Origin of the sequence: Pseudoalteromonas sp. PPB1 (assembly GCF_015356275.1) — a bacterium.
In the GTDB taxonomy this organism is placed as follows: domain Bacteria; phylum Pseudomonadota; class Gammaproteobacteria; order Enterobacterales; family Alteromonadaceae; genus Pseudoalteromonas; species Pseudoalteromonas rubra_D.
This window is the reverse complement of the sequence record NZ_JACEQV010000031.1, coordinates 37,835-61,884: the sequence shown is the minus strand read 5'-3', so window position 1 is coordinate 61,884 and position 24,050 is coordinate 37,835. Positions and strand designations below refer to the sequence as shown.

The 24,050-nt window shown below is 40.1% G+C and carries 31 protein-coding genes and 1 pseudogene; 28 read left to right on the top strand and 4 right to left on the bottom strand.

The window, feature by feature from the left end:
• Positions 1-107 precede the first annotated feature (107 nt).
• The 4 genes from IY568_RS21920 (at position 108) to IY568_RS21905 (ending at position 3,378) form a co-directional block, all read left to right on the top strand.
• Positions 108-305: a hypothetical protein gene (locus tag IY568_RS21920; protein ID WP_194868700.1), complete on the top strand. Its 198-nt coding sequence runs from the start codon at positions 108-110 to the stop codon at positions 303-305.
• A gap of 1,028 nt (positions 306-1,333) precedes the next feature.
• Positions 1,334-1,783: a hypothetical protein gene (locus tag IY568_RS21915; RefSeq protein WP_138536500.1), complete on the top strand. Its 450-nt coding sequence runs from the start codon at positions 1,334-1,336 to the stop codon at positions 1,781-1,783.
• Positions 1,784-1,853: 70 nt separating this feature from the next.
• Entirely contained in the window at positions 1,854-2,384 is a 531-nt protein-coding gene (locus IY568_RS21910; protein WP_228553505.1) for a zinc ribbon domain-containing protein, read from the top strand.
• 667 nt (positions 2,385-3,051) lie between these two features.
• Complete coding sequence (locus IY568_RS21905) at positions 3,052-3,378, top strand: hypothetical protein (RefSeq protein WP_194868699.1); 327 nt, start codon at positions 3,052-3,054, stop codon at positions 3,376-3,378.
• Between the two features lie 18 nt (positions 3,379-3,396).
• Here IY568_RS21905 and IY568_RS21900 read toward each other — a convergent pair whose 3' ends face one another.
• Positions 3,397-3,972, bottom strand: coding sequence for a TetR/AcrR family transcriptional regulator (locus IY568_RS21900; RefSeq protein ID WP_194868698.1), 576 nt, complete (start codon positions 3,970-3,972; stop codon positions 3,397-3,399).
• 144 nt (positions 3,973-4,116) lie between these two features.
• On the opposite strand from IY568_RS21900, the gene IY568_RS21895 reads away from it, so the two are divergent.
• From IY568_RS21895 to IY568_RS21885, 3 genes are all read left to right on the top strand, one after another.
• Positions 4,117-4,533: a GFA family protein gene (locus IY568_RS21895; RefSeq protein ID WP_138536504.1), complete on the top strand. Its 417-nt coding sequence runs from the start codon at positions 4,117-4,119 to the stop codon at positions 4,531-4,533.
• A gap of 108 nt (positions 4,534-4,641) precedes the next feature.
• Positions 4,642-5,004, top strand: a complete 363-nt coding sequence (locus tag IY568_RS21890; protein WP_138536506.1) for a hypothetical protein — start codon at positions 4,642-4,644, stop codon at positions 5,002-5,004.
• A gap of 268 nt (positions 5,005-5,272) precedes the next feature.
• Positions 5,273-5,656 (top strand): DinB family protein, encoded by a 384-nt coding sequence (locus IY568_RS21885; protein WP_323744773.1) that lies wholly within the window; start codon positions 5,273-5,275, stop codon positions 5,654-5,656.
• A gap of 29 nt (positions 5,657-5,685) precedes the next feature.
• Here the strand turns inward: IY568_RS21885 and IY568_RS21880 are convergent.
• Positions 5,686-6,182 (bottom strand): annotated as a pseudogene (locus IY568_RS21880) (hypothetical protein).
• Between the two features lie 373 nt (positions 6,183-6,555).
• Here IY568_RS21880 and IY568_RS21875 point away from each other — a divergent pair.
• Both IY568_RS21875 and IY568_RS21870 read left to right on the top strand, forming a co-directional pair.
• A complete protein-coding gene (locus IY568_RS21875; protein ID WP_194868697.1) occupies positions 6,556-7,137 on the top strand; it encodes a hypothetical protein in 582 nt (193 codons plus the stop codon).
• Positions 7,138-7,248: 111 nt separating this feature from the next.
• Positions 7,249-7,611, top strand: a complete 363-nt coding sequence (locus IY568_RS21870) for a hypothetical protein (RefSeq protein WP_194868696.1) — start codon at positions 7,249-7,251, stop codon at positions 7,609-7,611.
• 628 nt (positions 7,612-8,239) lie between these two features.
• On the opposite strand, the gene IY568_RS21865 is transcribed toward IY568_RS21870, so the two are convergent.
• Positions 8,240-8,902 (bottom strand): cupin domain-containing protein, encoded by a 663-nt coding sequence (locus IY568_RS21865; RefSeq protein ID WP_194868695.1) that lies wholly within the window; start codon positions 8,900-8,902, stop codon positions 8,240-8,242.
• Between the two features lie 25 nt (positions 8,903-8,927).
• Entirely contained in the window at positions 8,928-9,707 is a 780-nt protein-coding gene (locus IY568_RS21860) for an SDR family oxidoreductase (protein WP_323744772.1), read from the bottom strand.
• Positions 9,708-9,807: 100 nt separating this feature from the next.
• On the opposite strand from IY568_RS21860, the gene IY568_RS21855 reads away from it, so the two are divergent.
• From IY568_RS21855 to IY568_RS21765, 19 genes are all read left to right on the top strand, one after another.
• Positions 9,808-10,149, top strand: coding sequence for a winged helix-turn-helix transcriptional regulator (locus IY568_RS21855; protein WP_194868693.1), 342 nt, complete (start codon positions 9,808-9,810; stop codon positions 10,147-10,149).
• A 76-nt stretch (positions 10,150-10,225) separates the two neighbouring features.
• Entirely contained in the window at positions 10,226-10,588 is a 363-nt protein-coding gene (locus IY568_RS21850) for a hypothetical protein (RefSeq protein WP_194868692.1), read from the top strand.
• A 114-nt stretch (positions 10,589-10,702) separates the two neighbouring features.
• Positions 10,703-11,383: a DKNYY domain-containing protein gene (locus tag IY568_RS21845; protein WP_194868691.1), complete on the top strand. Its 681-nt coding sequence runs from the start codon at positions 10,703-10,705 to the stop codon at positions 11,381-11,383.
• Between the two features lie 562 nt (positions 11,384-11,945).
• Positions 11,946-12,296, top strand: a complete 351-nt coding sequence (locus IY568_RS21840; RefSeq protein ID WP_194868690.1) for a tetratricopeptide repeat protein — start codon at positions 11,946-11,948, stop codon at positions 12,294-12,296.
• Positions 12,297-12,390: 94 nt separating this feature from the next.
• Complete coding sequence (locus IY568_RS21835) at positions 12,391-12,957, top strand: hypothetical protein (protein WP_194868689.1); 567 nt, start codon at positions 12,391-12,393, stop codon at positions 12,955-12,957.
• Between the two features lie 105 nt (positions 12,958-13,062).
• Positions 13,063-13,407: a hypothetical protein gene (locus IY568_RS21830; protein ID WP_194868688.1), complete on the top strand. Its 345-nt coding sequence runs from the start codon at positions 13,063-13,065 to the stop codon at positions 13,405-13,407.
• 94 nt (positions 13,408-13,501) lie between these two features.
• Positions 13,502-13,858, top strand: coding sequence for an immunity 53 family protein (locus IY568_RS21825; protein ID WP_194868687.1), 357 nt, complete (start codon positions 13,502-13,504; stop codon positions 13,856-13,858).
• A 3-nt stretch (positions 13,859-13,861) separates the two neighbouring features.
• Entirely contained in the window at positions 13,862-14,884 is a 1,023-nt protein-coding gene (locus IY568_RS21820; RefSeq protein ID WP_194868686.1) for a hypothetical protein, read from the top strand.
• Positions 14,885-15,080: 196 nt separating this feature from the next.
• Positions 15,081-15,617, top strand: a complete 537-nt coding sequence (locus IY568_RS21815) for a DUF6896 domain-containing protein (RefSeq protein ID WP_194868685.1) — start codon at positions 15,081-15,083, stop codon at positions 15,615-15,617.
• A gap of 26 nt (positions 15,618-15,643) precedes the next feature.
• Positions 15,644-16,000 carry a hypothetical protein gene (locus IY568_RS21810; RefSeq protein ID WP_194868684.1) on the top strand — a complete coding sequence of 119 codons (357 nt, stop codon included), beginning with the start codon at positions 15,644-15,646 and terminating at the stop codon, positions 15,998-16,000.
• Positions 16,001-16,250: 250 nt separating this feature from the next.
• Entirely contained in the window at positions 16,251-16,982 is a 732-nt protein-coding gene (locus IY568_RS21805; protein ID WP_194868683.1) for a hypothetical protein, read from the top strand.
• A gap of 154 nt (positions 16,983-17,136) precedes the next feature.
• Positions 17,137-17,664, top strand: a complete 528-nt coding sequence (locus tag IY568_RS21800) for a hypothetical protein (protein ID WP_194868682.1) — start codon at positions 17,137-17,139, stop codon at positions 17,662-17,664.
• 428 nt (positions 17,665-18,092) lie between these two features.
• Positions 18,093-18,398, top strand: a complete 306-nt coding sequence (locus IY568_RS21795) for a hypothetical protein (protein WP_194868681.1) — start codon at positions 18,093-18,095, stop codon at positions 18,396-18,398.
• 129 nt (positions 18,399-18,527) lie between these two features.
• Positions 18,528-19,220, top strand: coding sequence for an acyl-CoA desaturase (locus IY568_RS24955; protein WP_228553504.1), 693 nt, complete (start codon positions 18,528-18,530; stop codon positions 19,218-19,220).
• A gap of 1,045 nt (positions 19,221-20,265) precedes the next feature.
• The gene (locus IY568_RS21785) at positions 20,266-20,613 is read left to right on the top strand and encodes a hypothetical protein (protein ID WP_194868680.1); all 348 of its coding nucleotides are present in this window, start codon (positions 20,266-20,268) and stop codon (positions 20,611-20,613) included.
• Positions 20,614-20,998: 385 nt separating this feature from the next.
• On the top strand, positions 20,999-21,358 hold the full coding sequence (locus IY568_RS21780; protein WP_228553503.1) for a hypothetical protein: 360 nt from the start codon (positions 20,999-21,001) through the stop codon (positions 21,356-21,358).
• A gap of 105 nt (positions 21,359-21,463) precedes the next feature.
• Positions 21,464-21,907: a hypothetical protein gene (locus IY568_RS21775; RefSeq protein WP_194868678.1), complete on the top strand. Its 444-nt coding sequence runs from the start codon at positions 21,464-21,466 to the stop codon at positions 21,905-21,907.
• Positions 21,908-22,039: 132 nt separating this feature from the next.
• The gene (locus tag IY568_RS21770; protein WP_194868677.1) at positions 22,040-22,642 is read left to right on the top strand and encodes a chromate transporter; all 603 of its coding nucleotides are present in this window, start codon (positions 22,040-22,042) and stop codon (positions 22,640-22,642) included.
• 90 nt (positions 22,643-22,732) lie between these two features.
• A complete protein-coding gene (locus IY568_RS21765; protein ID WP_323744771.1) occupies positions 22,733-23,917 on the top strand; it encodes an NAD(P)/FAD-dependent oxidoreductase in 1,185 nt (394 codons plus the stop codon).
• Positions 23,918-24,050 lie beyond the last annotated feature (133 nt).

The window sequence follows — 24,050 nt, the reverse complement described above, 5'->3', positions numbered from 1 at the left end:
GATAAGGGCTTTGTTGTAATCACGCCAGTTAGTGATACGCTTTTCTTTCAAAATTCAGTCTCGGTGTTTGCTTTTGAGATCTGATCACACAATGCTAGATTAGTTCAATGATTAAGGAAACAACGCCGTCATGCTCTATTAATCTGGGTAATGTCGAAGAAGTATTTCCTGGTGACAAGTTGGAAGTTGAAAGTGACTTTCTAAGTCCCGAAGTACATGAACCGCTGATGCATGTTGGTTTAGAGTTTGGTTTATATGCGGGCCCTTGGAAAATAGCAAAAGGCAAAGTTTCCTTTTTGTCTTAAGGGAATATAACAAATTACTCGAAAGGGCGCAAAACGCTTGGCATGCGCTCCTTCGTGACTAATTTTAGCTAAGCATTTATGCGCCAATTAGTAAGGCGTAATGCATCTATGGAGTTACCTTGCTTAGATTGGCAATATTCGCTTTATCATTGGTAATAGTGGGTTGTAGTTCATATCAACCAATTGAAGGCTATCCTGAAAATGGCGCTAGTGGATTCTCTGAACAAAAGCTAGGTGAACAATCATTTCTTGTTCGAGTTGATGGTACTAGTAATGAATCGTACGAGAAGTTGAGGTTTAAGCTGCTACGCAGATCCGGAGAACTTTGCCCAGGTTCATTTACCTTGACCAATTATACGATGAAGCAAGGGTTTGTGATTCATGCAAAACGAGTCCATTGGCCATACGTAACTGCTAATTTAAAGTGTACTTCACCTCCAACAGACAATTCAGTTTTGTTTACAAATGGTGTATAACAAGACCTTGAAGGGCGGGGTTAAATCAGTTGGCTATGTTCATGCCTCACAATTTAGTTAAACGATTTCAATCGCTTATGGTGTCTTCATGTTTTTCAGGGTTAAGCAATGAAGCTAATCGGTAGCAAAATGGAATTAGATTTTCGTGAGCAGTTAATGGCATCACGAGATAGCTTTCGCTCTGATTCAAGCTGAAGCAAGTTCTTGAGTCCAGTGGGCATTCTACAGTCAATGGCTGTGTCCAATACAGTATCTCTGAACAAACTGAAGATATCTATCTTGTTCTTATTAATAGCTCATGTCTCATCAGTGTCGAATTCGCTCGCTCCGATCTATCAGAGCAGCCGCTACTTGAGCGTATTGAACTTCAAGATTATAAGCGTGGACTAAGCCGGTCAAATCAGGTTAAGCTCTTTGTTGCACAAAATATAGCCGGCGGGCAAACATAACAAGCGCATCAAAGTCGACCCAATAAGCGCCTACTGGGCCGGCTCAAGGCTTAAAAGTATGGGCGCCTAATGCGGGCGTTATGTGTAATCAAGAGAGATAGTTATGTATGAGTCGTTTGACGATTATTTAGAGTATATGAGGGCTCGCAAGGGGAAGATCCCCGTCCATGTCTACGAGTTTGCCACTGATGTAAATCGCCATGATCTTGAGAGTCCGCAATCATTACATGACTCTTGGGTTACAAGCATCAATATTAAAGAGCATAGAAACAAAGAAAGGCCATTTAACCCGAGTACAACTATAGAGATCGAATTGCTTGGGCCAATGCATGACCGAAATATAGTTCTAAAATATGAAGAAATAGAATCATATGCTTTTGAGGGTACTAAAAATCCGTATAACTATGCAGACACATACCATGGCGATATAGTTTGCCATGAAGTTAGGCTAACTGAGGGTGGTTACCTGTTACATGAAATTCTTATGGCATCAGAAGCTACCATTAAAATAGTGTGTAAGAACATTACCTGTAATGAGCAGGTTTACACCTAACAAGAGAATCTAGGTGACGCCTTCCGCGGACCCAATTAGGCGTTATGTGCACAGAAGATTTGAGGTTACTTTGACAGAGATTGATTATACACAATATACGCTTGAGGAATTACTTGAATGTAAAGAGAGTATTGATGGTGAAGCTTATCCAGAACGATTAGCACAAATCAATATATTAATTAAAGAGCGGATCAAGGATAAACCAGTTCAAAGGGTATCTATTGCTGATGAAAATGGAAATATTGCTTCGATTAAAACAGGTAGAGCTCCATCTTTTGGGTTAGGAGTAGGAGAGATTGCAGGCAGCATTTTATTTGGTTTGATTTGGTTAAATCAAACAGATAATGAAAGCTACTTTCATTTAATTGGCTACTTTGTAATTTTATCTGGTTGCATTTCAGGTGCGTATCATTTGTACAATGCATTTGCGAAAAATCGTTTCTCGGCACAAGATATTGTCGCTCATGACAAAGAAAAGGACCCGTTTGAATCAACTTTAAACAGGCTGTCAAATGGGAGTGATAATAAGTATTGTGGTGACTGCGGCACTGAAGTTGAAAAAAGGTATAAATTTTGCCCTAAATGCGGAAACAAGTTTTAGGGAGAAAGCGCATAAAAAAGTCGTAAATGCGGACAAAAAGCAGTGGGCATTGCTCGTGCCTCAAAAAATTTTAGTCAGCTATTTTATTGCCGCTTAGTAGAGCGTTAAATTTCGCGGGGCATCGTATCAATCAAAGAATATTGAAGAAACGTTTCAGGCGACTAGAGGCTGATTTGGGCAATACATTGAAGCAGCAGGGAGCCAACATTTCGAATTCAGAATTCATGAGTACCTTAGATTTCTGGGTTAGCTATTATGTAACGTCTCTCCTCAGGAAAACGGAGCTTCCAAGTGACTTTTGGTGCGATGGCTCGAGATGGAATAACGAACGACATTCTCTAGAATTTTATGAGTTGTCAAAATACCGGTATTTTTTAAAGTGTGAGTTAGATATCCAAGATGAAAAATCATGTTATAACGGGACTCTCTTGGCAGATTTCGAGTATGACCTGAAATTTAAAAAATTTATCTCTTACAAAATTATGCTATCGGTAGAGGATAATGAGTATCTGTTTTCATCGAAGGTGAAGTGAAAATTTAATAAAGCCATGAACGGGACACCCTGCCGATCTCGAAGTGCTAGAAAGTGTCGTGAATACATTGGTTTGGTCAGGTTTAGTGCGGGCAAGTGCCCGTTATCAAAACGTTATGTGTAAATGGAGAGTAAATGTCACCGCATTCACTTAATGCAAGACTCAACCATGTTGTATCGCAAGGTGTGGAAAATGCACTAGATACAATTTCAAAAAATAACCATAAGAGTACTCAAGTTGAGCTGGAACATGTCAAAGTGGTTACAAGCTTACTCGATCAATATTTGTTGTATGGAGCCAAAGCTGGTAATTTTACCGAAAGGCTATATGACTATTGTTTAACATATAAACCAGTATATATTGAAACAGCTTACTCCCAATACGTTAACAATATGTATGTCCCTTGGCAGTTTTTAGCTCATGCAATTGGGGTTCATGATTACTGGTTAACTCAGGAGTAATATACATATAATAAAGTGCTATATCCCTCCCAGCTTTGCGCCAGATTCTCGTCTGCATGCTTCTAATAAACTATGAATAGAATCTAGATCCCGGAGCTTTCGCGCTATAGCTACTGCCCCGATAATCATTGCAGTTACCGACAAAATATCTTGCTCGTCACAATCCGTGTAACTTTTCGCGTATTCCATAATTGCTGCATTCATACCATGGAAAGTGTTCGCATAAGCGATATTTGCTTCATCATTCTTCATGTTGATGTCTGTAACTAAGAACGCGAGAGGGCATGGATTCTTTCCTTTCACATGATCCAGACTTAGATATTCATTTAACAACAGACATAGCCATTGTTTATTTGATAAATCTTCAGGCTTTAGGTTGGCAAGCTTGGTACTGCTGGTAGCGAAATTTAACGCTTCACGGTAAAGCTCTGCTTTGCTCTTAAAGTGCGCATAAAAAGCGCCTCGGGTAAGTCCACAGCTTCTCATCAAATCATCGATTGTAACGCCTTCAAAACCTTTTAATACAAACTGCCTGAAGGCACTATCAAGAATTTTTTCGCGGGTTTTATTTTTGTGCTCCTTTGTGTAGGGCATAAGGTTAGGCCTTCTCATATTTATATATGTTCTTTATCATATATAAATTCTGCTCTAGGATGAAGTCGATCTTTGGATGGGGAAAGTCAATATGAATTTGATTTCATCCTATCCATTTCTGAAATCAACCACACTGGAGATAGCATGGAAAAACACATTGGAAGTTGTCGTTGCGGGGACATTGAATTTTGTTTTGATAAAGATCCTATAAATTCTATTTTTTGCTATTGTAAAGACTGTCAAGCGCTTACTGGATCGGATAAATGGTTTGGGCTTTGGGTGCCAATAGAAAACTTTTCTTTTACTAAAGGTACACCTTCCTCGTATACGCGTTCTGGAGGTTCAGGAAAAGAGGTACATTACCACTTCTGTAGTACTTGTAGCACAGCTTTGTGCGCAGAGGTAACAGCGGGTAATTTTTACTCAGTATCGGCAACTTCATTAAAACATAATAACTTCACTCCAAAAATGTCGATTTATGCATCTTCAGCACCATCGTGGGCAACCTTTCCTGACAATGTTCCGAAATTTGACATTCTACCTCCAGGAATGGCAGGCTAAACGTATAACAAAAAAGCTGAAATAGGCTATGTGAACGGTAATATAACAAGGCGCTGAAACCGACTGCTAAAAATGGCTGAGCTCAGCGTTATGTGTTTAGGCTAATCAATGGCAATTGACGATATAAAATTTAATTTACATGATTCTATTATTGTAGATATCTCTTTTGACGAAAGGGGCAGGCTTGAGGCCGTGGTACAGCTCTATGAGATTTTCTATGTTGAAAAGCCTACTGTAAAACTAATACTAAGTGGAATCTTTAATTCTTCAAACGTTAGAGACCTTGTGAGTGACATCAATGCTGCTCGAGAGGATGGTTGGCTCGGTTATCGAATCAACAGGTTTCAATATGACTCCAAAGAAGCATGTTCCACCGGAAATTTGCATTTTTACTTAGATATTGACCATTTTTGGCCTGTAACAATTCACTGTAAGAAAATAAATTTTCTAGAAGTGGCTAGAAATACATAGCAAGCCGCTTAGTTCGAAGCCAAACACTCCAGTTGTTTTGTGATTTGCTTCGTTCATTTTATCACAAGGTAACTTCCAAATTTGCCTTCGGTTAGCAGGGCGTTAAGTGCAGGTTGAGTTTTGCAATTTTTAAACGAATAACAATGGAGAAAGAATGGACTTTTCTAAGGCGTTTCAATATAAAAAGTGGGCAAATAATGAATTGCTTGATATTGGAGAGCAGCAGTTATCAATGCTTTAAGAAAGTGATGCTACCTTTTTCGTTCGAATCTTAAATCATACAACAGTCGTTGATAGCCTGTTCATCAGCAGAATTTTAGGCGAGCCTGACAAATATAATGGTGACAATACCGTTGAGACTCCAACAATATCGGAGCTGCGAGATATAATGAATCAAAACGACTCATGGTTAGTTCAGTATACGGGAGATGCATCGAAGGAAGAATTAGAAAAAGTTGTTTCATTTAAGTTTGTTGATGGTGATACAGGGCAGATGTCAATCGAAGAGATTTTACTCCATTTGTTAACGCATGGTAGTAACCATCGTGGTATGGCATCTAGGGTACTGGCAGAAAATAAATTAGAGCGTCCCAAAGACACATTCACACGCTACCTTCATCAATTAGAGCCTTCAAGAAGAGTCGGGGGCTAGCACTTAATAAGAGATTATGGCGTCAATCACTAAATTTCAGCAATTGGCGCTTCCCACATTGTTTCGTCTCTAAAGATCGAGTTCAAGGTAACAACCATCTTTCTAACACAGGCGGTTAGGGCAACTTTTTTCAGCTTTCCTTAGGTGAACAGATATTCCGGGCATGACTCGAGCAGTTTGATGATTCTTTTTTCAATTTTTTGGATCTGATCTTTGAAGGCGGTTAGGATCGGTTTTGCTTGCTGACCGATAGCACCGGCGAAGCGTTTCAAATGAATGGGGTTGGCAATAACGAACAGTAAACTTGCTTTGGAGCATGCAAGAGTGAATGGCATCTCGAGCCTGCCTGTGGCCTCAATAACGATTCGTTCAGGCTTATACGGCATATTTTTTGAGTCGTCTCACGGACCCGTTGCTCGTCATTATTGACAGTGAAGTGAATATCTAAAGGTCGTATATAAATGTTGAGCTGAAACTTGCCGGTATCGACACCAATGTTGATGCTTTGATTTGTTTTGGTATTCATATAAGCTAACTCATGCTTGCATAATGCGGGCTCGAGGCCCAGTAGACTATTCTAGTGGGGTGCTTGGAGTCTTTTACAGCGTTCATTCTTGTTACTGGTCTCTCAATAGAGGAGCCAACATTCAATCGAACTACTGTGAAAGAAGGCTTTGGTTGCAACTACTGTGAAAGAAGGCTTTGGTTGCAACTAAAGCCTGGGATTCACTTTCCCCTAAATCGGTAAAATAAGTAAATTTGATAGGTCGATTATCTATACAATCGTATTAAAGCCGACCCATTACACGCTTGTTGGGTCGGGACAAGGCCTTAAAAGACTAGCAAGCGAGTAATGGGTGCCTTATGCAGACGTTAGTTTTTAAACGGGTAAATCACATATGAAATGCAATTTTATCTTATCAGCCATTTTATTTATCTTCTTAATCGGTTGTACTGTAAAACCGTTAACTTTAAATAAAAGTACAGGTTTTTTCCCTGCCAACAAAACTGTTAGTCAGGAAGATGTTAGAGTTAAGTTACCAATAAAAGGTAAAAGTGGGTATCAATTTGTATATTTATCTCAATACATAAAACCCGAGCTGCATGATTCTATTCAAGAATCCTACCGAACACTTCATACTCAATCACTATCTCAATTGAATATGGGTAAGGTTCTTAACTCAAAACAATTCAAGGAGTTAATGTCTCAGAATGGTATCGATAAAAAAAATGTATCATTTAGTAATAGCGGGCTAACTAAGTTAGCGAAAAAAGTTGGTCCATTCTTGAAAATACATATACGATTAGAAGCCGAGAATAGTGAATGGGACCGCTATACAATCGAAGTTTTTGATCCAGTACAAGGTAAAGAAGTGTTCAATGTTTCTACTGTGCCTTTAATATTGTTTACGACTGAAAAAGATATGATATACCCATCAATTAACGAATTAATAAAGTGGTGGGAAGGCCAAGAAAACTAACAAGCATATCAACGGGCTAGGCTAATCAAGCTTTGCTTGGTCGAGCCTTACTAATTTAAGTCATGCATTATTGGCCCGTTATTCAAGATGTTGTAATCTTATGGAACATAGATGATAAATTCGGATTTAGCGAGATATAACTTAAAGCTTGTTGAAAAGTCAGTTTGGATTGCCTTGTTTGGATTATGTGCATTAATTGCTCTTCTTGCTAATTATGATAGAGCCGATTTCGCAGTCTTAACTGGTATTCTTATAGGGCTAATTATTGGCGTTGTTAGTCCTTATTTATGGCGAAAAGATTACAAATTTTTGAATGTAATTATCCCAAATTTTTTGTTGGTTTTTCCTGGAATTCATTTCATAAATTCAACAGACAGCGTTAATGTCGCATTCCAGTTCTATTCGAGTGTTATTTGCATTTCTGGTTGTTATTGGTTGGTTTTCAAAGAAAAGTTAGTTAGGTATTTGAAGTAGGTTTATAACAAGCGATGCAATTCGGATACAAAATCCTGGCGCTTTTTTCAAAAACATGCGACATAATTTTTTACCGCTTAGGCGTTGTCAGGCATACATCACGGAAGCATATGTCAAATTTAAAAATAGCTAAAAAGCTTTGTAACTTTTTAATCGAAGATGCAAAAGAAGATCTATCTCTGGTCGAAACCTTGCAGACCTGTCAGGCTTCGATTTCCACGAGCAGGTAGTTGAATCAGTCCTGAGTCAGTTCAAGGAAGCATATGGTGGCCTTTGGGTCGGGGGGGCAGTCACCCTTACTCAAGATCATATTAATTTTACCCCAAACACCGTGAACGAGATATTCCATAAGGGCGACAATGCGTTTAGCATTCCTCTAAAGCATATCTTCAATATTGACCTAGAATTTGGCTTCTTGACGAAAATCATCGCTGTCACAACACCGTACGGGATCTTTAAATTTAGATGCTTTGGTGCACAAAGCTTCATGAAGAAGATTGAAAGCCAAATACAGCACAGAAATGCCTAACAAACGCATTAAAAGTAATCTATTGCACGCTTTCTGGTTTGGCACCAGGCCCCAAAATATCAGCAAGCGTGCAGTGGGGGCCTTATGCGGACGTTCTGTTTACAAATGACCCACCTTTACATAAATCAATGCGCCATCCTCTTTCGTAAAAGGCGTATGCTGGCTCATGTGTGGGCTACGAAGCCAGGTGCCTTTGGGATATTGGCCGTGCTCATCGTAAAACGTGCCTTCTAATACAAAGATTTCTTCCCCTCCCCAATGGGTGTGCGATTGAAATTGAGTGTGAGGTGCCCATTTCACTAAGGCTACCTTCTCACCTTTAAACTCATGCAACGGTATTACCGTTAGCCCATCTACAAGCCCTGGCTGCCAAGGGGGGTTTTGAGTGTCTATCATTTTTTGCTCTGTGTCGTCCTGAGCAAATTGATGTAGCTTTACCAGTATAGTTGCACCTTCTTTACCTATTTTTGGTGTGTGAGATGTACCAATTGGGTTGCGAACATAGCTCCCCTTTGCGTAGTTTTGATGCTCGTCCGAAAACACACCATCAAGTACTAAGAATTCTTCTCCACCACTATGAGTATGCGACGAAAACGTTGTGTATGGGGCATAACGAACGATAGAGGTTGCTCGTGCGACTTCATCTCCAATGCGGTCGAGCATCATGCGCTCAACACCAGGCATCGGAGAATCAACCCACTTATAGTCGGCGGGTCGAATTACGACACGCTGCTTGAAATCAGCATTAATTAAAGTAGTCATATTGGCCTCCAATAAAGATGGTTGTCTAATTTCGGCCAGCCATAACACCGCCGTCAACGTCCCAAATCGCGCCTGTTATCCAGCTTGCACTTTCGTTCAATAGAAACATGATAGCGTTGGCAACGTCATCTGGTGTGCCAATACGACCAATGGGATGGAAACTGTCAAAATCTGCAAGGGCATCATCCACTTCTGCCGGATCGATAAAAGTTTCGTAAATTGGCGTTTTCACTACAGCAGGTGACACAGCATTTACCCTAATATTATGGTCGGCCAGTTCCATTGCCATATGTTGCGTTAACGCATGTAATCCTGCTTTTGCCATAGAATAAGCAGAAGAGGGGGTTGCTTTGATCGCCTGCTTAGCCCACATTGAACCAATATGAACAATGGAACCGCCTCCATTGTTACGCATATTTTGGGATACGGCTTGGCTTATAAAGAAGGTAGCCCGATTCAGTAGAGCATATGCATCATAATCCTCTGAACTGTGTTCTAAATATGGCTTAGGGTTAAAGTAACCTGCCGAATTAATAAGGTATTGGATATGCCTTTCGTCCGAGTTTATCGCTTGAATGACTCTGTCAACATCTTGTTGCTCATAGAGATTGGCTTGTAATGTCTCAATATTAACGTCATTGCTCGCGATTGCGGTTAACTGAGACCTGGCCGACTCCAGCTTATCAGCATTGTTGCCTAAGATAATCACACTGCTCCCTTGAGCGACGAGTTGTTTTGCTGTTGCAAAGCCCATTCCGCTAGAACCTCCGACGATTAATGCAATGTTTGAAGTTGTCATAGATATTCTCCGATGTATGTTAAGGTACGGAGATAATTTATCGAATCACCTTAGCGTTAAAAAGTAAGTACAAATTGGTAAGGTAGGTACTTTTTGGTACATCTTTATGAAAGACAGAGAAAAAAAATATTTGAGAAAAACCGCACCGACTGAAAGTGCAAAGATAGTGGAAACTATTTATGGCTGTAAATGGTCTCTTACGGTTTATCAGCTCTTGGCCGATGGAATCAATCGGCCAGGTGAAATGGTGCGCAGCATTGAAGGTTTAACCACTAAAGTTCTGAACCAGTGCCTACGTAAAAATACGGAGTTTGGGATCCTGGAGCGGATTTCTTACAATGAAGTGCCACCTAGGGTGGAGTACAAAGTCACTGATTTCGGCACCAAATTTATGAAAATCCTTGATGAGCTTGAAAAACTACAAGATGAAATCGAAAATAAATTATAACAAGCGCGTCAATTAGGGCGCAGGTGAGATCGCGGCTATTAATCGGGCGTTAGTTGCCCTTGGAGTTTGTGAGAATTTGAAATATCAAATTTTGCTGATAGTCCTGTTAATTACGGGGTGTACCGATCGTTCTGATTCGGTCTCAACCTGTAAACAAGGAAAAGAATACTTCATTATCGAGGAACGAAAGAAAGGTGCTCTAATTTTGAAAGCGGCTTTTGATACATCTGGCGGTGTTAGTTTTTCCGGACCTTCTCAAATGAAATCGGCTACAGACATAAGAACAATTGAGAGTTTTCAGTTTTTGCGCGATTCTCAAATCTTAAGCATCAAATTTAAAAAACGTACTAGAGAGTTTTATGGAGTTAAAAGGCACTGTGTAAACAAGCTCAACGAATTTTTCAAAACAAACAATATATCTGTAAACGTTGTTGAGTAGGGGAAGTAACAAGGCCATTAAGCCGAGGGACATAAAGCGATTGGTTTGTCGCTTGTGCCTCGATAAAGTGTAGATAACTGATTTTAATGCTCTTTGTGGCAGTATTAGGTGCTTATGAGAATAGCGTTATTCACCTTGCTATTTGTTCTACTAAGTGGATGCTCTGGCTATGAGGTCAGAGATGACAAAGTATACTGGACTTATTGGAACGAGGGGATGGGTAGTGGGGAAACCGAGCTGGATGTAGACTATGAAACCTTTGAAATTCTGGATGATGACAGATACGCCAAGGACAGAAGTAAGGTTTTCTATCAGGGGCGAGTAATTAAAAGTGCAGATGCTGAAACATTTAAATCAATTTCGGAATTTTATGGCGTAGATAAGTACCACGCTTTTCATGCAGATACTTTAATTCCAAACTCAAATGGCGCTTCCTTCGAAGTTCTAAATGGAAATTTTAGCAGAGATGGTAGAGACTATTTTTTCAATGAACGACCATTGGAGGTTTGTGATTATAAGAGCTTTAAAATACATGACTTTAATGGTGCTCAGGGAAACTGGCTATCATATGATGACAAATGCGCTTATTACATGAAAAGTAAGATACCAATCGAAGACCGCGACTCCTTTACAGTCCTCTTAGGAGGTTACACAAAGGACAAAGAAAATGTGTACTTTGGAAACAGGGTAGTCGAAGGAGCAGATCCAGCATCTTTTGAAATGATTGGCAGTACATTTGCTGGGAAAGACAAATACAGTTGCTTCAATGGCTTTGACCGAGTGGAATGTCTTTGAAGCACATATCTAACAAACGCATATATCGGACACAGGCGTGATGTGTAATTTAAGAATATGCTGAAAAACTAGTTTTTCTTCAAATATTTTCTTTGTTAGGTGCTTTTATTGCACCTCAAAGTCCTATCTATCCTTTTATTCCTACTCAGGCAGACATGACTTACATACATCGCGCCGAGCTAATCATTGTATGTGTTTTATCTGCTTGTTCAGTCGCTTTTGGTATTGCTGGTAAATTCATATTTAAGTTAACTTATATGCATGTGGCGGTTTGTTCTTTAATTTGTGGGGTATTAGCTGTTTCGCTATACAATTTGCGCTTGTGTAGCTTTTCTTTACCTCCATTGAACTTGATAGGTTCATATGTTGGTGCAATGATATTGTTACTTGTCGTTGTTGCCATTGCTCATTATTTACTTGCAAGACAGGTGCGGCATCAAACATAACAAGCGCATCAACAGCTGGACTAATAAAGCTTGACTTGGTTCGTGCCTCACCAATTATAGCTAAGCATTATCAGCTCCTTTTGCGGGCGTTATGTTGCGCTACTGGAAGATATAAAATGGAAAAAATAGATATCATACTTTCTCTGCTTGTTGCTTTGGTGGCGTTACATACTTTTGGCGCACTATTTCGAACTTACAATGATTGGTATCGTGATGGTGGTAAACTCTATAGTTTTATTCAGCGAGAGCTTAGTAAGGGAAATTTCGAATCTGCGTTGTCTTCTTGTGAACGCCATCTGGCACGTCGTCCTCACGATGGGCAGCTTTTGTATTTCAAAGCTAAGGCGTTATACAAACTAGGTAAAACTACGGAAGCTCTTGCCGCGTTTGAAGAGCTTAAAAAATTAGAACCTGTATGGTCTGAAGACGCTGACAGTTACATACATAGTATCAAGTCCTCAACATAACAAGTTACGCGGTCTGACCTTTTGAATTTTGCTCCGTTTTTGCAGGGCCAGTGGCCTACTTTACATAAAACTCTATAGTAAGGCGTTATGTACCATGGCAAGTATGAAGAAAATCTTCAACGGCATTGATGTAACTTTAATAAATGAGCCTCATTATTCGATCAACTCGACTGATAATCTTCGTTCATATGAAGTGGAACTTTGTAGAAATATAAAAAGCGAATATTCTTCAGCACACGGCCTGTTCTTAGGTGAAATTGACAACCCTGAATCATCTGTAATTTTTTTGGGTATTGGTGGGGTAACAGGAGTTCACCAGTACTCTTTTACTATTAAGAATGATATTTGTTATGTGGCTTCAGGTGATTCTGTCTTCTCACTAAAGCTTCCTACTCTTGAGCTTATATGGGTAGAAAAAGTTGATTTTGCCACTTGCTTTGGTGTCTTTTGGGTGGATGAATATGATTGTTTAATTTCTTGGGGAGAGTTAGACATATGTAGGTTAAATTCCTCAGGTGACAAAGTATGGAGCATATCAGGCCCTGAAATCTTTACCGAGGGTTTTGAATTCGATGGTGACTATGTATTAGTTACGGACTTCGACGGTATAGTGCATAAAATCTCTATTGAAACTGGAGAGTCGGTGCCACTTGATAAATAACAAGCCGTTATAGTGACGCGGTTGCTCTCAATTTGTTCGGTTCCGTTTCGCTTCACAATTTTAGCAAGCTATTATGAACCTCTGAATGGAGATTAGTCGTCAGGTATGAAACAAATAGTCCTAAGTCCTCAAAATGGTTGGCAATTAGATCAGCTAAACATGAACGTCATAACGGAAATTTATAACACCTTCACACCGCTTTACGAAAAGAAGTTGGTTAAATATTTAACTTTTACGGTAGAAGCCAGCTCTTTCGAAGACAAAGATGGAAATACCCTTTGGTTTGAGTTTTTCATGCAAGAAAAAGATATACGCGAAGAAGGGCACTTAATTAAACTGGAAGTATATTGCAAAGACTGGTTAAAGGACTCAAAAAGCCTTATCGTACAGCATGCATATAGAATTAAAGAAAAATTTGGCTTAACGGACGTTATACAAAATGATGACTAACAAAACGCTCACTGGGACGCAAACACGTGGCGGTTTCGCCAATTTTGCCACGCGTCTGAACCCCTTAGCTTAGCATTAAATGCCGAACGGAACTATGAGTAACCTCGAAAGACTACAAGCTTGGTATCAAGCCCAATGTAATGAAGATTGGGAGCATCAATTCGGTGTAAAAATAAGCACCCTCGATAATCCAGGGTGGAAACTAGAGATCGATTTAGAGGGAACTGACTTAGAAAAGGCCCAATTTGATGAACTAAAGGTAAATTATGATTCAGAATCTGATTGGATAATTTGCCAAGTAAAGGATCGTAAGTTTGTTGGGGCTTCTGGTCCCTTATTACTAGATAAAATGGTTGCTGCATTTCTTGAATGGAGTGACAGCATTCAAAAAATCCAGGCTAGGGACGCAGTAAACTGCGCCTCTGCTAAAAGCGTTAAGAGGCAAGAATAGTAGGTGCAACAATCACACATTATGGAAAATAAGGTTATTTCTGCAGTGAGAACTTTTGCTAACTCGATAAACTCAGGTAGTAAAGTCGTCGCTGATATGACTGAACTAATCGAAGTTACATCTCAGTTGCCGCTTTCGAGTTTTGGCTATTGGGAACGGATTATTCGTGCAGAATTTTCTTCCGCTATAAAGGGGTCTAATCCTCCTAAGTGGCAGGTATGGTCAAGGCCCTGGGAGTTAGTAACATGGCTTGATCTTATTAGCTGGGATGGTTACAAACGTGAAAAAGCACTTCGAGTCCTATCTGGGGCTGCACCAAATACTTTCTTTTTTTCTCTTGCAGTGCGCAGGCTCAATGATTGGGTACCACAAGTGCGTAAAGCCGCAAGGGAGATACTCCCTGAGGTAGCAAGGTCGACAGACCCTGCATATGTAGCTGACGCACTCTGTATCGCGCTTTCGAATTGGAATTCCTGGGGCAGGATAGAAGAGGCGGATAAACAGGTTCTTCTAAAAATCATCTCTGAAGAAGAGATAGCAAAGTCCCTTCGATCTAAGTTGATTCTGTCTGCTTCTGGGCCTATGCCATCACTCTTTTCTCAGCTTGGCCGCACTCCGATACTCGATGGGCAAATTGAAGAAATAGCTAAATCTGCTATCCAGCCCTCAGTTCGAGCTAAGGCATATCGCAGCTTATTTGAAGGGCATGTTGTATGGGTCGAAGGTCGAAAATGGGTGTGGACTGATATAAGGTACTGTGAGGGCCGGTTAAAACCTGTGGTTGGCGAGCGGAAGTTAGAAATTGAAACTCCACTAATAGACCTACTAAAGAGAGCATCTGAAGATCGTTCATCCATCGTTAGGCGCGTTTCGGCCGAGATTCTAATACGAGAGTTAGGTAATCTAGGTATAAATGCCAAAGTGTTTGCGGAACGCTTTGCTTCAGATAGCTCACACGCTGTATCTGAAAGGGGTGAATTTGCCTTAAAGAAATTAGACGAGGCAGAGCGTACCAATGTTTTTTAGTAAGCGTATGCATGGGATCGCTACAAACCTGCTGCAAATGCAGGCGTTAGGTGGTCGAATGCCTGATCCTGTTCGTAGATATTACATATCATCTTTTTTCCTGCCATCGGTTGAAAAACTTATAAGATTGGTAGAGTGAGAGAGGCATTTAGTACTGATATTTCCCTCCTGGATGCCCCATTCAAAAAGGGAGAAATTGATAGTCAGATTGAGGCGTGAACTACCTGAGAATTACAGTGTTTTTGATCCTGGAAGCCGAAAGTACTGGAGTTACGTAACAATAAAGCAAGTCATCTCCAAACCGGAAATTTATCGAATAATTCCAGAGATTAAGCATGCAGCTAGCGAGTTTAGAAAGCAATCAGAGTGGTTAGCAAGAACAATCACCGAATTGAATGACATTCCGCTAACTGAATTGTGGGATAAGTCTGACGAAATAGAGATCTTTCCTGATGGCTGGCGGTGTTATCATCATGGCGCGCATTTTTTTTGTGAAAATATCGATTCGGGTCAGGTTATTGAGGTACCAATCTGGTATGGTGAGGAGTTTGGTGTACTTGACCCATATTTCTTTGCTGAGTTTATTGATACAACACAGTCATTAAGTATGCCCGTGGGTATAATTGACTGGTACTATGATATGTCTCGGGTTATGGATGTTATGGTGGAAATGGGTTTGTTTAAGAAAATAACGGGCACTAAATTTGGTATAATCGGTATTGTCATCACCTAAGCATACCATCAAATGCGACACGCCTTATGGCAACGTTATACGTAATCGAAGGCCCTGTAACTGTGACAACTAAAAAGTTAATTATGCGTTTGCTTGGCGTTGTTGTCGGTATAGCATTTATTTTGATTGGGCTTTGGGTTTTAATTAACCCGATATACGGCGACTTAACTGAAGTACTTAACCAAATATTTCAAATACTATTAGGTTCGATGTTTTTGTTCTATGAAGTTACAGTTAGCGCCACAAGTCAGGAGCGGATTAAAGCGTTAAATAGCAAGCCGATTGTTATGCATGGCGGTATTGCTAAGCAAGCGAACCACACATTTTATATTGTGTTTGGCAGTGGCAGGCCCTTTAATATTCCGGCTAAGCTCAATAAGTGAAAGTTGATTGCTATTGAGCAAGTTTCGGTTGCCGGCATTAGTGAATCAAGACGCCGACCATGAATCTGAGAGCAGTTTTTTCTGAGCATATCGTGTAGAATAGTGATGATACGCGTGGTGATATTATCTGGTTAGCTTTGGGCGAAATAAATTTGTTCAAAGGGTGGCGTGAGTATCCATTACATTGATTTAATTATTAATATCTGGGGGCTCTCAGAGCGCAGCGTTATGTTTTCAGGAGAGTACGCACTTGTCTATTAATTGGAATGAAGCTGACTATTCAGGTTATGAGTGGGTTTTAGATAAGCCAGAAGAACAGTTTGATATTGAAGAATGCTTTAATAATGACAGGCTTATATTGTGCGGTCCTTCTAATAAGTTAGGCTTAAGTGCATACCAAGAAAAGAAAGTGCGAGATGGTTGGGTTAAAATATTGCCAACCTTAGAGCGTGTTGAAATGTTATGGGTCGCGCCAAAAGTTAATCAATACCTTTTTGATGCCATTTGTGACATGCCTAATTTACGAGGCCTTTCGATAAAGCACTCTAGTATAAAGAACATCAATTTTAAAAAGTTATCTAACTTAGTGTACTTCAATTTAGGGAGTTCTACTCAGTTAGGGAATTTGAATGGAATTGAACAACTAACTAATATAAAGTGGCTGGCATTTGAAAATATAAAAAATATTTCAGATATCCGGGAGCTCGCTCAATTAATAAATCTAAAAGTTCTTAGCCTTAACGGAAGTACGTGGACAACTCAAAAGTTAGATACGCTATCTCCTATAAGGAGCTTAAAGAATTTAGAGCGCCTACGCCTTGTAAATACGAGAGTACTTGATAAAAGCCTTGAGCCATTGCATAACTTACCCAATCTGAAAAGTGTTGACTTAGCCCTGTGGTGGCCTGATGAACAAGTGAGTGCGTTGCAGCAAGCTAATTCCAGACTGCTTAAGAACTGGAAGGAGTGGCGAGATTGGTAGCTAAGCAAACATAACAAACACATCAAAAATGACTTCAAACGCTTAGCTGGCGTCCACTTTTTGCTAATTTTAGCCAAGCATTCTCCGTATTTTATGTTGGCGTTCGGTTCTTTCGGATATTTATGGATAATTCTCACATAAGTAGAGCTTGCTTATGAATATTATTTACCAACTTACATCTGAGTTCATTTACTACAAGGCATTTTCTATACCCTTTGGTTTTGCGGTATTCGTCTTAATGTCTGCTGTTGTTTTTAAATTCCATTTTAAATTAAGTGAACCGTTAACAAAGTCTGATATTGTTCGCTATAGAGAAAGTGTAAAATCTCTACAGCATGAGTTTTTTCCAACTATTTTAGTTATAGCTATAGTTATTTTTGTTCTTTTATCTTTTTTTTCTTATCTTAAAGTAGTATCTGAGTTGAGCCAGCTAGATGAGCTTTATAGTAATTCTGACTCTATCAAAGGAACGTTAAAAAGCTTGTATTTTTATCAGGAAGGCTGGGATTTTGTAAAATTTGAAGTTGGAGGTGTTGTTTTTGATTATAGGTTGGATGATAGGGGATTTTTTGATGTCGACCTCACCCAAATGGAGATAGATAAATTTGAAGGTAAAGTTGTAGAAATAAGGTTCACTGATGATTTAAGGATATTAGAGATCATTCAATTGAATAATGAGTAATGAATGTGTTTGTAGATTTGGTATGAACCAGTGAGGCATCTAACAAGCGCCTAAATCAAGGGGCCATAACACTTGGTTTAAGCTCCTTTTACGCTAACTATAACCAAGTATTTTAGTCTGTAAGGTGAGCCAAGGGTTGCCCCTCGTAATTGAGGCTCCCCAAGTTGATCTATACGTTTAATATTGTGCTTAGTGACGACAAAGATCTTCATACTTCGCCCAGCTCAGTGAGTGAAAGTGGATTGCTATCGCGCAAAGTGTCGATGTCAGGGTTAATGAATCTAGACGCTGAACATGAATCTGGGGGCAGTTTTTTCTGAGCACATCGTATAGGATGGTGGTATTACCTATGGTATTGCTACTTGATCGTTTTTTAGAGATATAAATAATTAAAAACAAAGGCTTGCGTTAAGTGAAATAGGAGAGTTATGGAAAACTGGCCAATCTATCTAGTATTGCTACTGGTTCATTTATTAGTGTTTGCGTCTTCCGCTTATGCGGTTTTGAGTTGTCCAATTAGAACTGCATTTGAAAAAATGAATTTAGTGTTATTGGCACTATTGGTTCCTATATTTGGCTCGATTATAGTGCATAATATTTTGCAGAAATACGTAAAACTTAAAGGCCAATGGGTGAATGTAAGTGACGGTACGTATTTAGAGCCCACAGGTTCGAAAGACGGTTCAGCAACTTCAGACATTGATGGCGATTCAGGAGGATCAGGTGCTGATTAAGCAGTTAAACTACTCACATAACAAAGTTGTAAAGGCGGACATAGAAGGCTGGCTTTGTTTGTGTCTCACAAAACGATAGCCAACAATTTTTAGCCAGTTCTATCGGCGTCAACTATCTCCAGGGAAAGTATGAACAATACCGAAAGAGTTTTTTCCAATAATTCTGAAAGTGCATGGCAGGGGCTGGTAGTTTGGAGTCCAGCTAAATCGATTTGGTTTTTATCAAATTTGTTCGTTTCGTTGTTTGCTGCACCATTCTTTTTTTCGCTTTCCGGCTTTCTCGTTTTTATCGCCTTAACAGGCATCACGCTCTGTTTAGGCCATTCATTGGGTATGCACAGGTTGCTTATTCATCGGTCTTATGAGTGCCCCCTATGGATGGAATATCTTTTTGTCTATCTAGGTGTCTTAGTTGGTATGGCCGGCCCAATTGGTATGCTTAGACAGCATGACCTTCGCGATTGGGCACAACGTCAATCAAAGTGTCACGACTACCTGCTCCACGGTTCGACTATGATTAAAGACGGTTGGTGGCAATTAAATTGCGATTTAAAGCTAAAGCACCCTCCGACGTTTAATCTAGAGCCGCGGGTTTCTAGAAGTCGCTTCTATCAATTTCTCGAGTCAACCTGGTTGCTTCAGTCCTTTATCTTAGCCTTTCTCTTATATATGTTAGGTGGTGTGAGTTGGGCCATATGGGGTGTCTCAGTCCGTGTGGTTGTTTCAATTGGAGGGCATTGGCTGATTGGATATTTCGCCCATAATCAGGGAGAACGTACATGGTCTGTAGATGGTGCTGCTGTGCAAGGTCATAATATATGAATTGCAGGATTTCTTTCTATGGGTGAGGCTTGGCATAACAATCATCACGCATTTCCTGGCTCCGCGATGCTGGGGTTATACAAAGATGAGCCAGATCCTGGTTGGTGGGTTTTAAATGCTTTACATAACCTTGGTATAGTCACCAATATTAGACTACCCGAACACTTACCTAGTCGCTCAGAGTTGATAGTTGAAGCTAAAGATTTAAACAGCAGAGATAAGCGTGAACCTGAAAAGTGTGAAATCGCTAATTTTATCAGGAGATGAAGTTAGTAAGGCAATTTGGGGAATATTGTCAGTACGATATAAAAGAGGCGTTTCAAGTATATGGAGCTTAACAAATTGCAGCTTGGGAAAACCTATGCTGCGCTTCGGTTTGCCTCAGTTCATGGCATTATAAGCTTTGGGAGTATCCTTTAATAATGGGAGTTGTTTTTTATCTGCTATATTGCATATTCTGTTTCGGAGTTATGCCTTATCATGCGCGAGTGGTTTCTAAAAGTAAAAAACTCATGTGGTGGCAGCTTGCGGTATCAGCTATTTGGATATGGTTAGTACTCTATGAGTACTTTACTGTAATTCCTGATGGTGAAAGTGGTTCAGTAATAGTAGGCATGTTTGTGTTCATTCCATTTATTTGTTTACTTTCACAGGTAGTTTTTTTTGTTTTGCATTACTTAAGCTGCGGGATAATTAAACGGCTTAAATAGGCGTACATTAAGAGTGTCGAAACCCAAGGACGTGAACAACAGACTGCGCCGGTTAGTTAAGCGCACGGGGATGACCTCATAATTGAGGTCATCCAAGCTGAAGTATCTGCATACGCTTGGCGTACAGCGAGACGACAGGTTTGGTTTAAATAAGCCTGCAGGAAGAATAGTAGCTAACGCCATCAGTTAGATAACTTTTTTGCGCGGTATGATGTCTGTCAGCCTGTGATGATGAGCGTCTGTCCGTTTGGTCACTAGGACTAAAACACAGCGTTCCTTTGCATTATAGAGCCACGATTTTCCCGTTGGCTTAGCATTATGAGTAATATAAAACCATGAAGTACTACAAAGAAATGCTATTTAGTAAGCTAGTCCAAAGTGGCTGGGAAATAATACACGAAAGCGAAAATACTGAGTGGTGGTTAGAGTCCTCCTGGAAAATCCGTTCAATTAAGAAAAACTATGGTTTAGAGTGCTTTATTTTGTTTTTAGTTGACCCCCAGTATGAAGGAAATGATAAAAGTTCAGCTATATGGGCTATTGAAGCTTTCATGAATGTACCTAGTGCTCGTCCATTAAATAAAGGTATTGCAGCCATGAATATGATTAAAGGCCAATTTGATGTGAAGTTATCAGTCTTTGTTAACGAATTAAATGAGTACCGTGCAAGCCTTTTTTCATAACAAACCAGTGATGCTATGAATACACTCTGGCCTAACAACTTGAACATGCCTAGTTGAACCGTGATTTATACAAAACCAACGGTATAGCTACTAGCGTTTGGTGCAATGCGCCTTTTGGCCGGCTTTGGAAAAAGGTGGAACTTTAAAAGTACCTTTTTATTTTAATCGTAACGGCCGGTTATCTGATTAGTAAGTTCGTTTAAATAAAGGCATTATTCAGTTCCACTTTAATGATTCAGCCAATCTATCAAAGGCATACTTTACATAACGTCGTAATCCGCTTTAACTTACGAGATGGGGCACAACAGATGCCTTAAGGTAATCGGGCACATAAAGGTTGGTTTGTGCTCGTGCCTCGAAAAGTATGACCAACCGTTGGGTGTATATGCGTAAGAGTCTTAAGGTTGTCGATTTGGTCGTGAGATATATGGCAATTGTTGGCTTAGCTTTGTTTGGAGGTATGGGGGGGATCTTTGCGTTCACGGCATTAGTTTCCCCAAGCGTCAGCGATACATCTCAACTTTTGATTGTGCTACAGATATTGGTCTGTGGTGTAGCGATATGGCTTGTGATGTCTATGGCTTATTCGCCGAAGTCGCTGGCTAAGTTTACGCCGCTGTCGGAACCGCAGGCAGTTATAGTCGCTAGGGTTATCGTTTACCCTATTGGAGCTGCTCTTGGGTTATTACTGATCAGGCAAGTTCTGCTGGTAGCAATACCTGATTTATTTGGGGTGTTTCAGTGAAACAATGCCTAACATTTATTGGACCTGCTAACGTTTGGTTCGTTTCGTTTTGCTATACCTTTTATCTAAACATTATCAGTCCCTTAACAGGGCATTATAGGTGTTATGTTTAAATTCTATAACTTTTTCCTCTTTGCTATTTGTATGTCAGCCAATGCAATTGAAATACCTAAAAAATACTATGGTGAATATTGTATTAGCGAAGCCTTTAAGTACCGTGGCGGTCTAACAACCGAGGCAGAAGCTAAGTCCAGGTTAGGGAAAAATGTTTCTTTATCTAATACTCAATATGTTGGAATCTCAAAAACGATCGAATCTCCCACATATAAATATTCCAAGTCTCCAAACAAAGTTGTTGAGGGACAAGTACCTGTAAGGGCTAGCCAGTTTTGGGGGGTATTTCCGGCAAGAACTCATTTGACTCAAATAGATGTATTTGAGCCGGAAGATCTCGTTTATCCATACACAACGTTTGAAATTGTGAATGACAATAAGTTTTTTGAACTATACGATGGTTACGTATACGTACTGTCGAAGTCGTGTCTATAGCAAGGTCTAAAAAAGGGCGTATCATGCTTGGCTTATGCTCCTTTTTCGCAAAGCTTAGCCAAGGTTTTTGTGCTAATTAGCAGTGGCGTTATGCATATTTGAGTAAGTTGATACAAGGAAATAATAACCACTATGAAATATTTGATTTTTGCTCTATTAATTTTTGCTTCCGTACCCTGTTTTTCATTGAGTGAAGCCGATCGTCTGGAAATCTCCAGAGCTAGTGAAGGCGCACCCTCCCACGTTACTAAAGATGCTACTTTTCTAAAATTTAAAGGTGGAAAATTCATACCTATAAAACAAGGGAAAAACAAGTTTACATGTGCTGTAGTACACGATCCGAATGGTAGGTATGAACCGTCCTGCTTTAATGAGCCAGCTGTGCGAACAATCCTACCAGCATATGAATTACATATGAAATCACTGTATGAGGGTAAGTCTTACGATGAAACATACAAAATTGTAGGTGAGGCTTTTCGAGCAGGTAAGTTGCCAACTGCCGAGACCGCTGCTTTGGTCTATATGATGTCACCAAATAATAAAATGTTTTACAACGGCAAGTTATATCCTACCCCTGTACACCATATGTACTTTTATCCAAAACTAAAAAGTGACGTTTTTTCTTTGGGAGAAGGGTCTGTTTCTCTTTGGCAGGGGTTTCCACATTTATCCGCCGTGATAGTAACGATAGATAAGCCAGAAGATCATAACAAAGCAAACCATGGGACGCATTAAGTGCGCCCCTGTTTGCGATGTATCTGATGAAACGCAATTCCTTTGTGAGAACATCAATATTGCCATTAGCATCTAAAGCGGAGGAGTGAGGTGGATCGAAGAGAGTTTATTAAAATGTGTGGGTTGCTGGGGATATCTGTACCACTCACTTCATGCAAGAGCGACAGTGGCTCGAACTCCACACCGTCAAATTCTTCCGGGTCTGTGCTCATTATTGGTGCGGGGGCGGCTGGGCTGGTTGCTGGATATTTGCTTAATCAGAACGGTATCAGTTTTCAGATACTGGAGGCATCTTCCACATATGGTGGTAGGATGAAACGCACGACCACATTTGCTGATTTTCCCATCCCGCTGGGAGCGGAATGGCTACATGCCTCAGAAAACGAATTAACGAAGATATTAAAGACATCGTTATGGGAGAACTCTGTTGAGCTTCAAGGTTATACCGGCCAGGATCGAGTTGGGTATTTTGAAAATGGAGTTCTAAACCTTTCGCCTATTTCTGACGCATTTGGCAGTGACTTTGAAGATAAAAAATTTATAAACTCCACATGGTTTGATTTTTTTGAAGAATATGTTGCCCCGAGTATCCAGTCACAAATAACTTTTAACACTCAGGTAGTGTCAATTGACTATACTGGAGATAAAGTTATTGTCACTGACCATAATGGATTGCTTTACGAAGCCGACAAAGTCATTGTCACGGTGCCGTTGAAAATACTACAAAATGAGGTGATTAGTTTCAGCCCGTCCCTGCCATATAGCAAACTGAATGCTATCCGGGAGGCTCCGGTTTGGGGTGGTATTAAAGTGTTTATACGCTTCGCTGAAAGATTTTATCCGACTTACCTAACCTTTCCTGATAGTGAAACAAGTGCAGGTCAACGTGCCTATTTTGATGCGGCATACGGCCAGAATACATCACTCAATGTACTGGGGCTTTTCGCCGTGGGTCAGCAAGCCAGGCAGTATCAATTGGTTTCGCAAGAAGCGCAACTCGAGTACATTCTTAACGAGTTAAATCAAGTTTTCGATGGCAAAGCCTCCCAAAACTATATAAATCATGTGGTGCAGAATTGGGATGATGAGCCATATATTCACTCTGCATACCTGGCGGATATCGCACCGTCGAGTATTTCAAGTGCTCTTTCCAGTACCATCGATCATAAGTTGTATTTTGCCGGAGACTCGTACACGCAAGAAGAGGATTGGGGCGCTGTGCATAATGCAACTCAAAGCGCCAGGCGTGTTGTAGAGGAAATCTTGAAGCCCTAAGGCTTGATGGTAATATTGCCGTTTGAACGTTAAACAATCACATGCATTCGGACAAAAATAAGCGCGCATGTTACTCGCTTCACTTTTCTCAGCGTGTGATGTGAGGCGTTTTGTGTAATCGGTATTAGAGTTG

What these genes read in the sequence shown, in the direction of transcription:
- IY568_RS21795 (WP_194868681.1), top strand. Translation starts at nt 18,093, where the DNA reads ATGGAAAACTGGCCAATCTATCTAGTATTGCTACTGGTTCATTTATTA.
- IY568_RS21855 (WP_194868693.1), top strand. Translation starts at nt 9,808, where the DNA reads ATGAAAGACAGAGAAAAAAAATATTTGAGAAAAACCGCACCGACTGAA.
- IY568_RS21780 (WP_228553503.1), top strand. Translation starts at nt 20,999, where the DNA reads ATGCGTAAGAGTCTTAAGGTTGTCGATTTGGTCGTGAGATATATGGCA.
- IY568_RS21825 (WP_194868687.1), top strand. Translation starts at nt 13,502, where the DNA reads ATGAGTAACCTCGAAAGACTACAAGCTTGGTATCAAGCCCAATGTAAT.
- IY568_RS21895 (WP_138536504.1), top strand. Translation starts at nt 4,117, where the DNA reads ATGGAAAAACACATTGGAAGTTGTCGTTGCGGGGACATTGAATTTTGT.
- IY568_RS21915 (WP_138536500.1), top strand. Translation starts at nt 1,334, where the DNA reads ATGTATGAGTCGTTTGACGATTATTTAGAGTATATGAGGGCTCGCAAG.
- IY568_RS21830 (WP_194868688.1), top strand. Translation starts at nt 13,063, where the DNA reads ATGAAACAAATAGTCCTAAGTCCTCAAAATGGTTGGCAATTAGATCAG.
- IY568_RS24955 (WP_228553504.1), top strand. Translation starts at nt 18,528, where the DNA reads ATGAACAATACCGAAAGAGTTTTTTCCAATAATTCTGAAAGTGCATGG.
- IY568_RS21865 (WP_194868695.1), bottom strand. Translation starts at nt 8,902, where the DNA reads ATGACTACTTTAATTAATGCTGATTTCAAGCAGCGTGTCGTAATTCGA.
- IY568_RS21800 (WP_194868682.1), top strand. Translation starts at nt 17,137, where the DNA reads ATGAATATTATTTACCAACTTACATCTGAGTTCATTTACTACAAGGCA.
- IY568_RS21785 (WP_194868680.1), top strand. Translation starts at nt 20,266, where the DNA reads ATGAAGTACTACAAAGAAATGCTATTTAGTAAGCTAGTCCAAAGTGGC.
- IY568_RS21890 (WP_138536506.1), top strand. Translation starts at nt 4,642, where the DNA reads ATGGCAATTGACGATATAAAATTTAATTTACATGATTCTATTATTGTA.
- IY568_RS21845 (WP_194868691.1), top strand. Translation starts at nt 10,703, where the DNA reads ATGAGAATAGCGTTATTCACCTTGCTATTTGTTCTACTAAGTGGATGC.
- IY568_RS21835 (WP_194868689.1), top strand. Translation starts at nt 12,391, where the DNA reads ATGGCAAGTATGAAGAAAATCTTCAACGGCATTGATGTAACTTTAATA.
- IY568_RS21810 (WP_194868684.1), top strand. Translation starts at nt 15,644, where the DNA reads ATGGCAACGTTATACGTAATCGAAGGCCCTGTAACTGTGACAACTAAA.
- IY568_RS21900 (WP_194868698.1), bottom strand. Translation starts at nt 3,972, where the DNA reads ATGCCCTACACAAAGGAGCACAAAAATAAAACCCGCGAAAAAATTCTT.
- IY568_RS21875 (WP_194868697.1), top strand. Translation starts at nt 6,556, where the DNA reads ATGAAATGCAATTTTATCTTATCAGCCATTTTATTTATCTTCTTAATC.
- IY568_RS21870 (WP_194868696.1), top strand. Translation starts at nt 7,249, where the DNA reads ATGATAAATTCGGATTTAGCGAGATATAACTTAAAGCTTGTTGAAAAG.
- IY568_RS21905 (WP_194868699.1), top strand. Translation starts at nt 3,052, where the DNA reads ATGTCACCGCATTCACTTAATGCAAGACTCAACCATGTTGTATCGCAA.
- IY568_RS21920 (WP_194868700.1), top strand. Translation starts at nt 108, where the DNA reads ATGATTAAGGAAACAACGCCGTCATGCTCTATTAATCTGGGTAATGTC.
- IY568_RS21775 (WP_194868678.1), top strand. Translation starts at nt 21,464, where the DNA reads ATGTTTAAATTCTATAACTTTTTCCTCTTTGCTATTTGTATGTCAGCC.
- IY568_RS21770 (WP_194868677.1), top strand. Translation starts at nt 22,040, where the DNA reads ATGAAATATTTGATTTTTGCTCTATTAATTTTTGCTTCCGTACCCTGT.
- IY568_RS21840 (WP_194868690.1), top strand. Translation starts at nt 11,946, where the DNA reads ATGGAAAAAATAGATATCATACTTTCTCTGCTTGTTGCTTTGGTGGCG.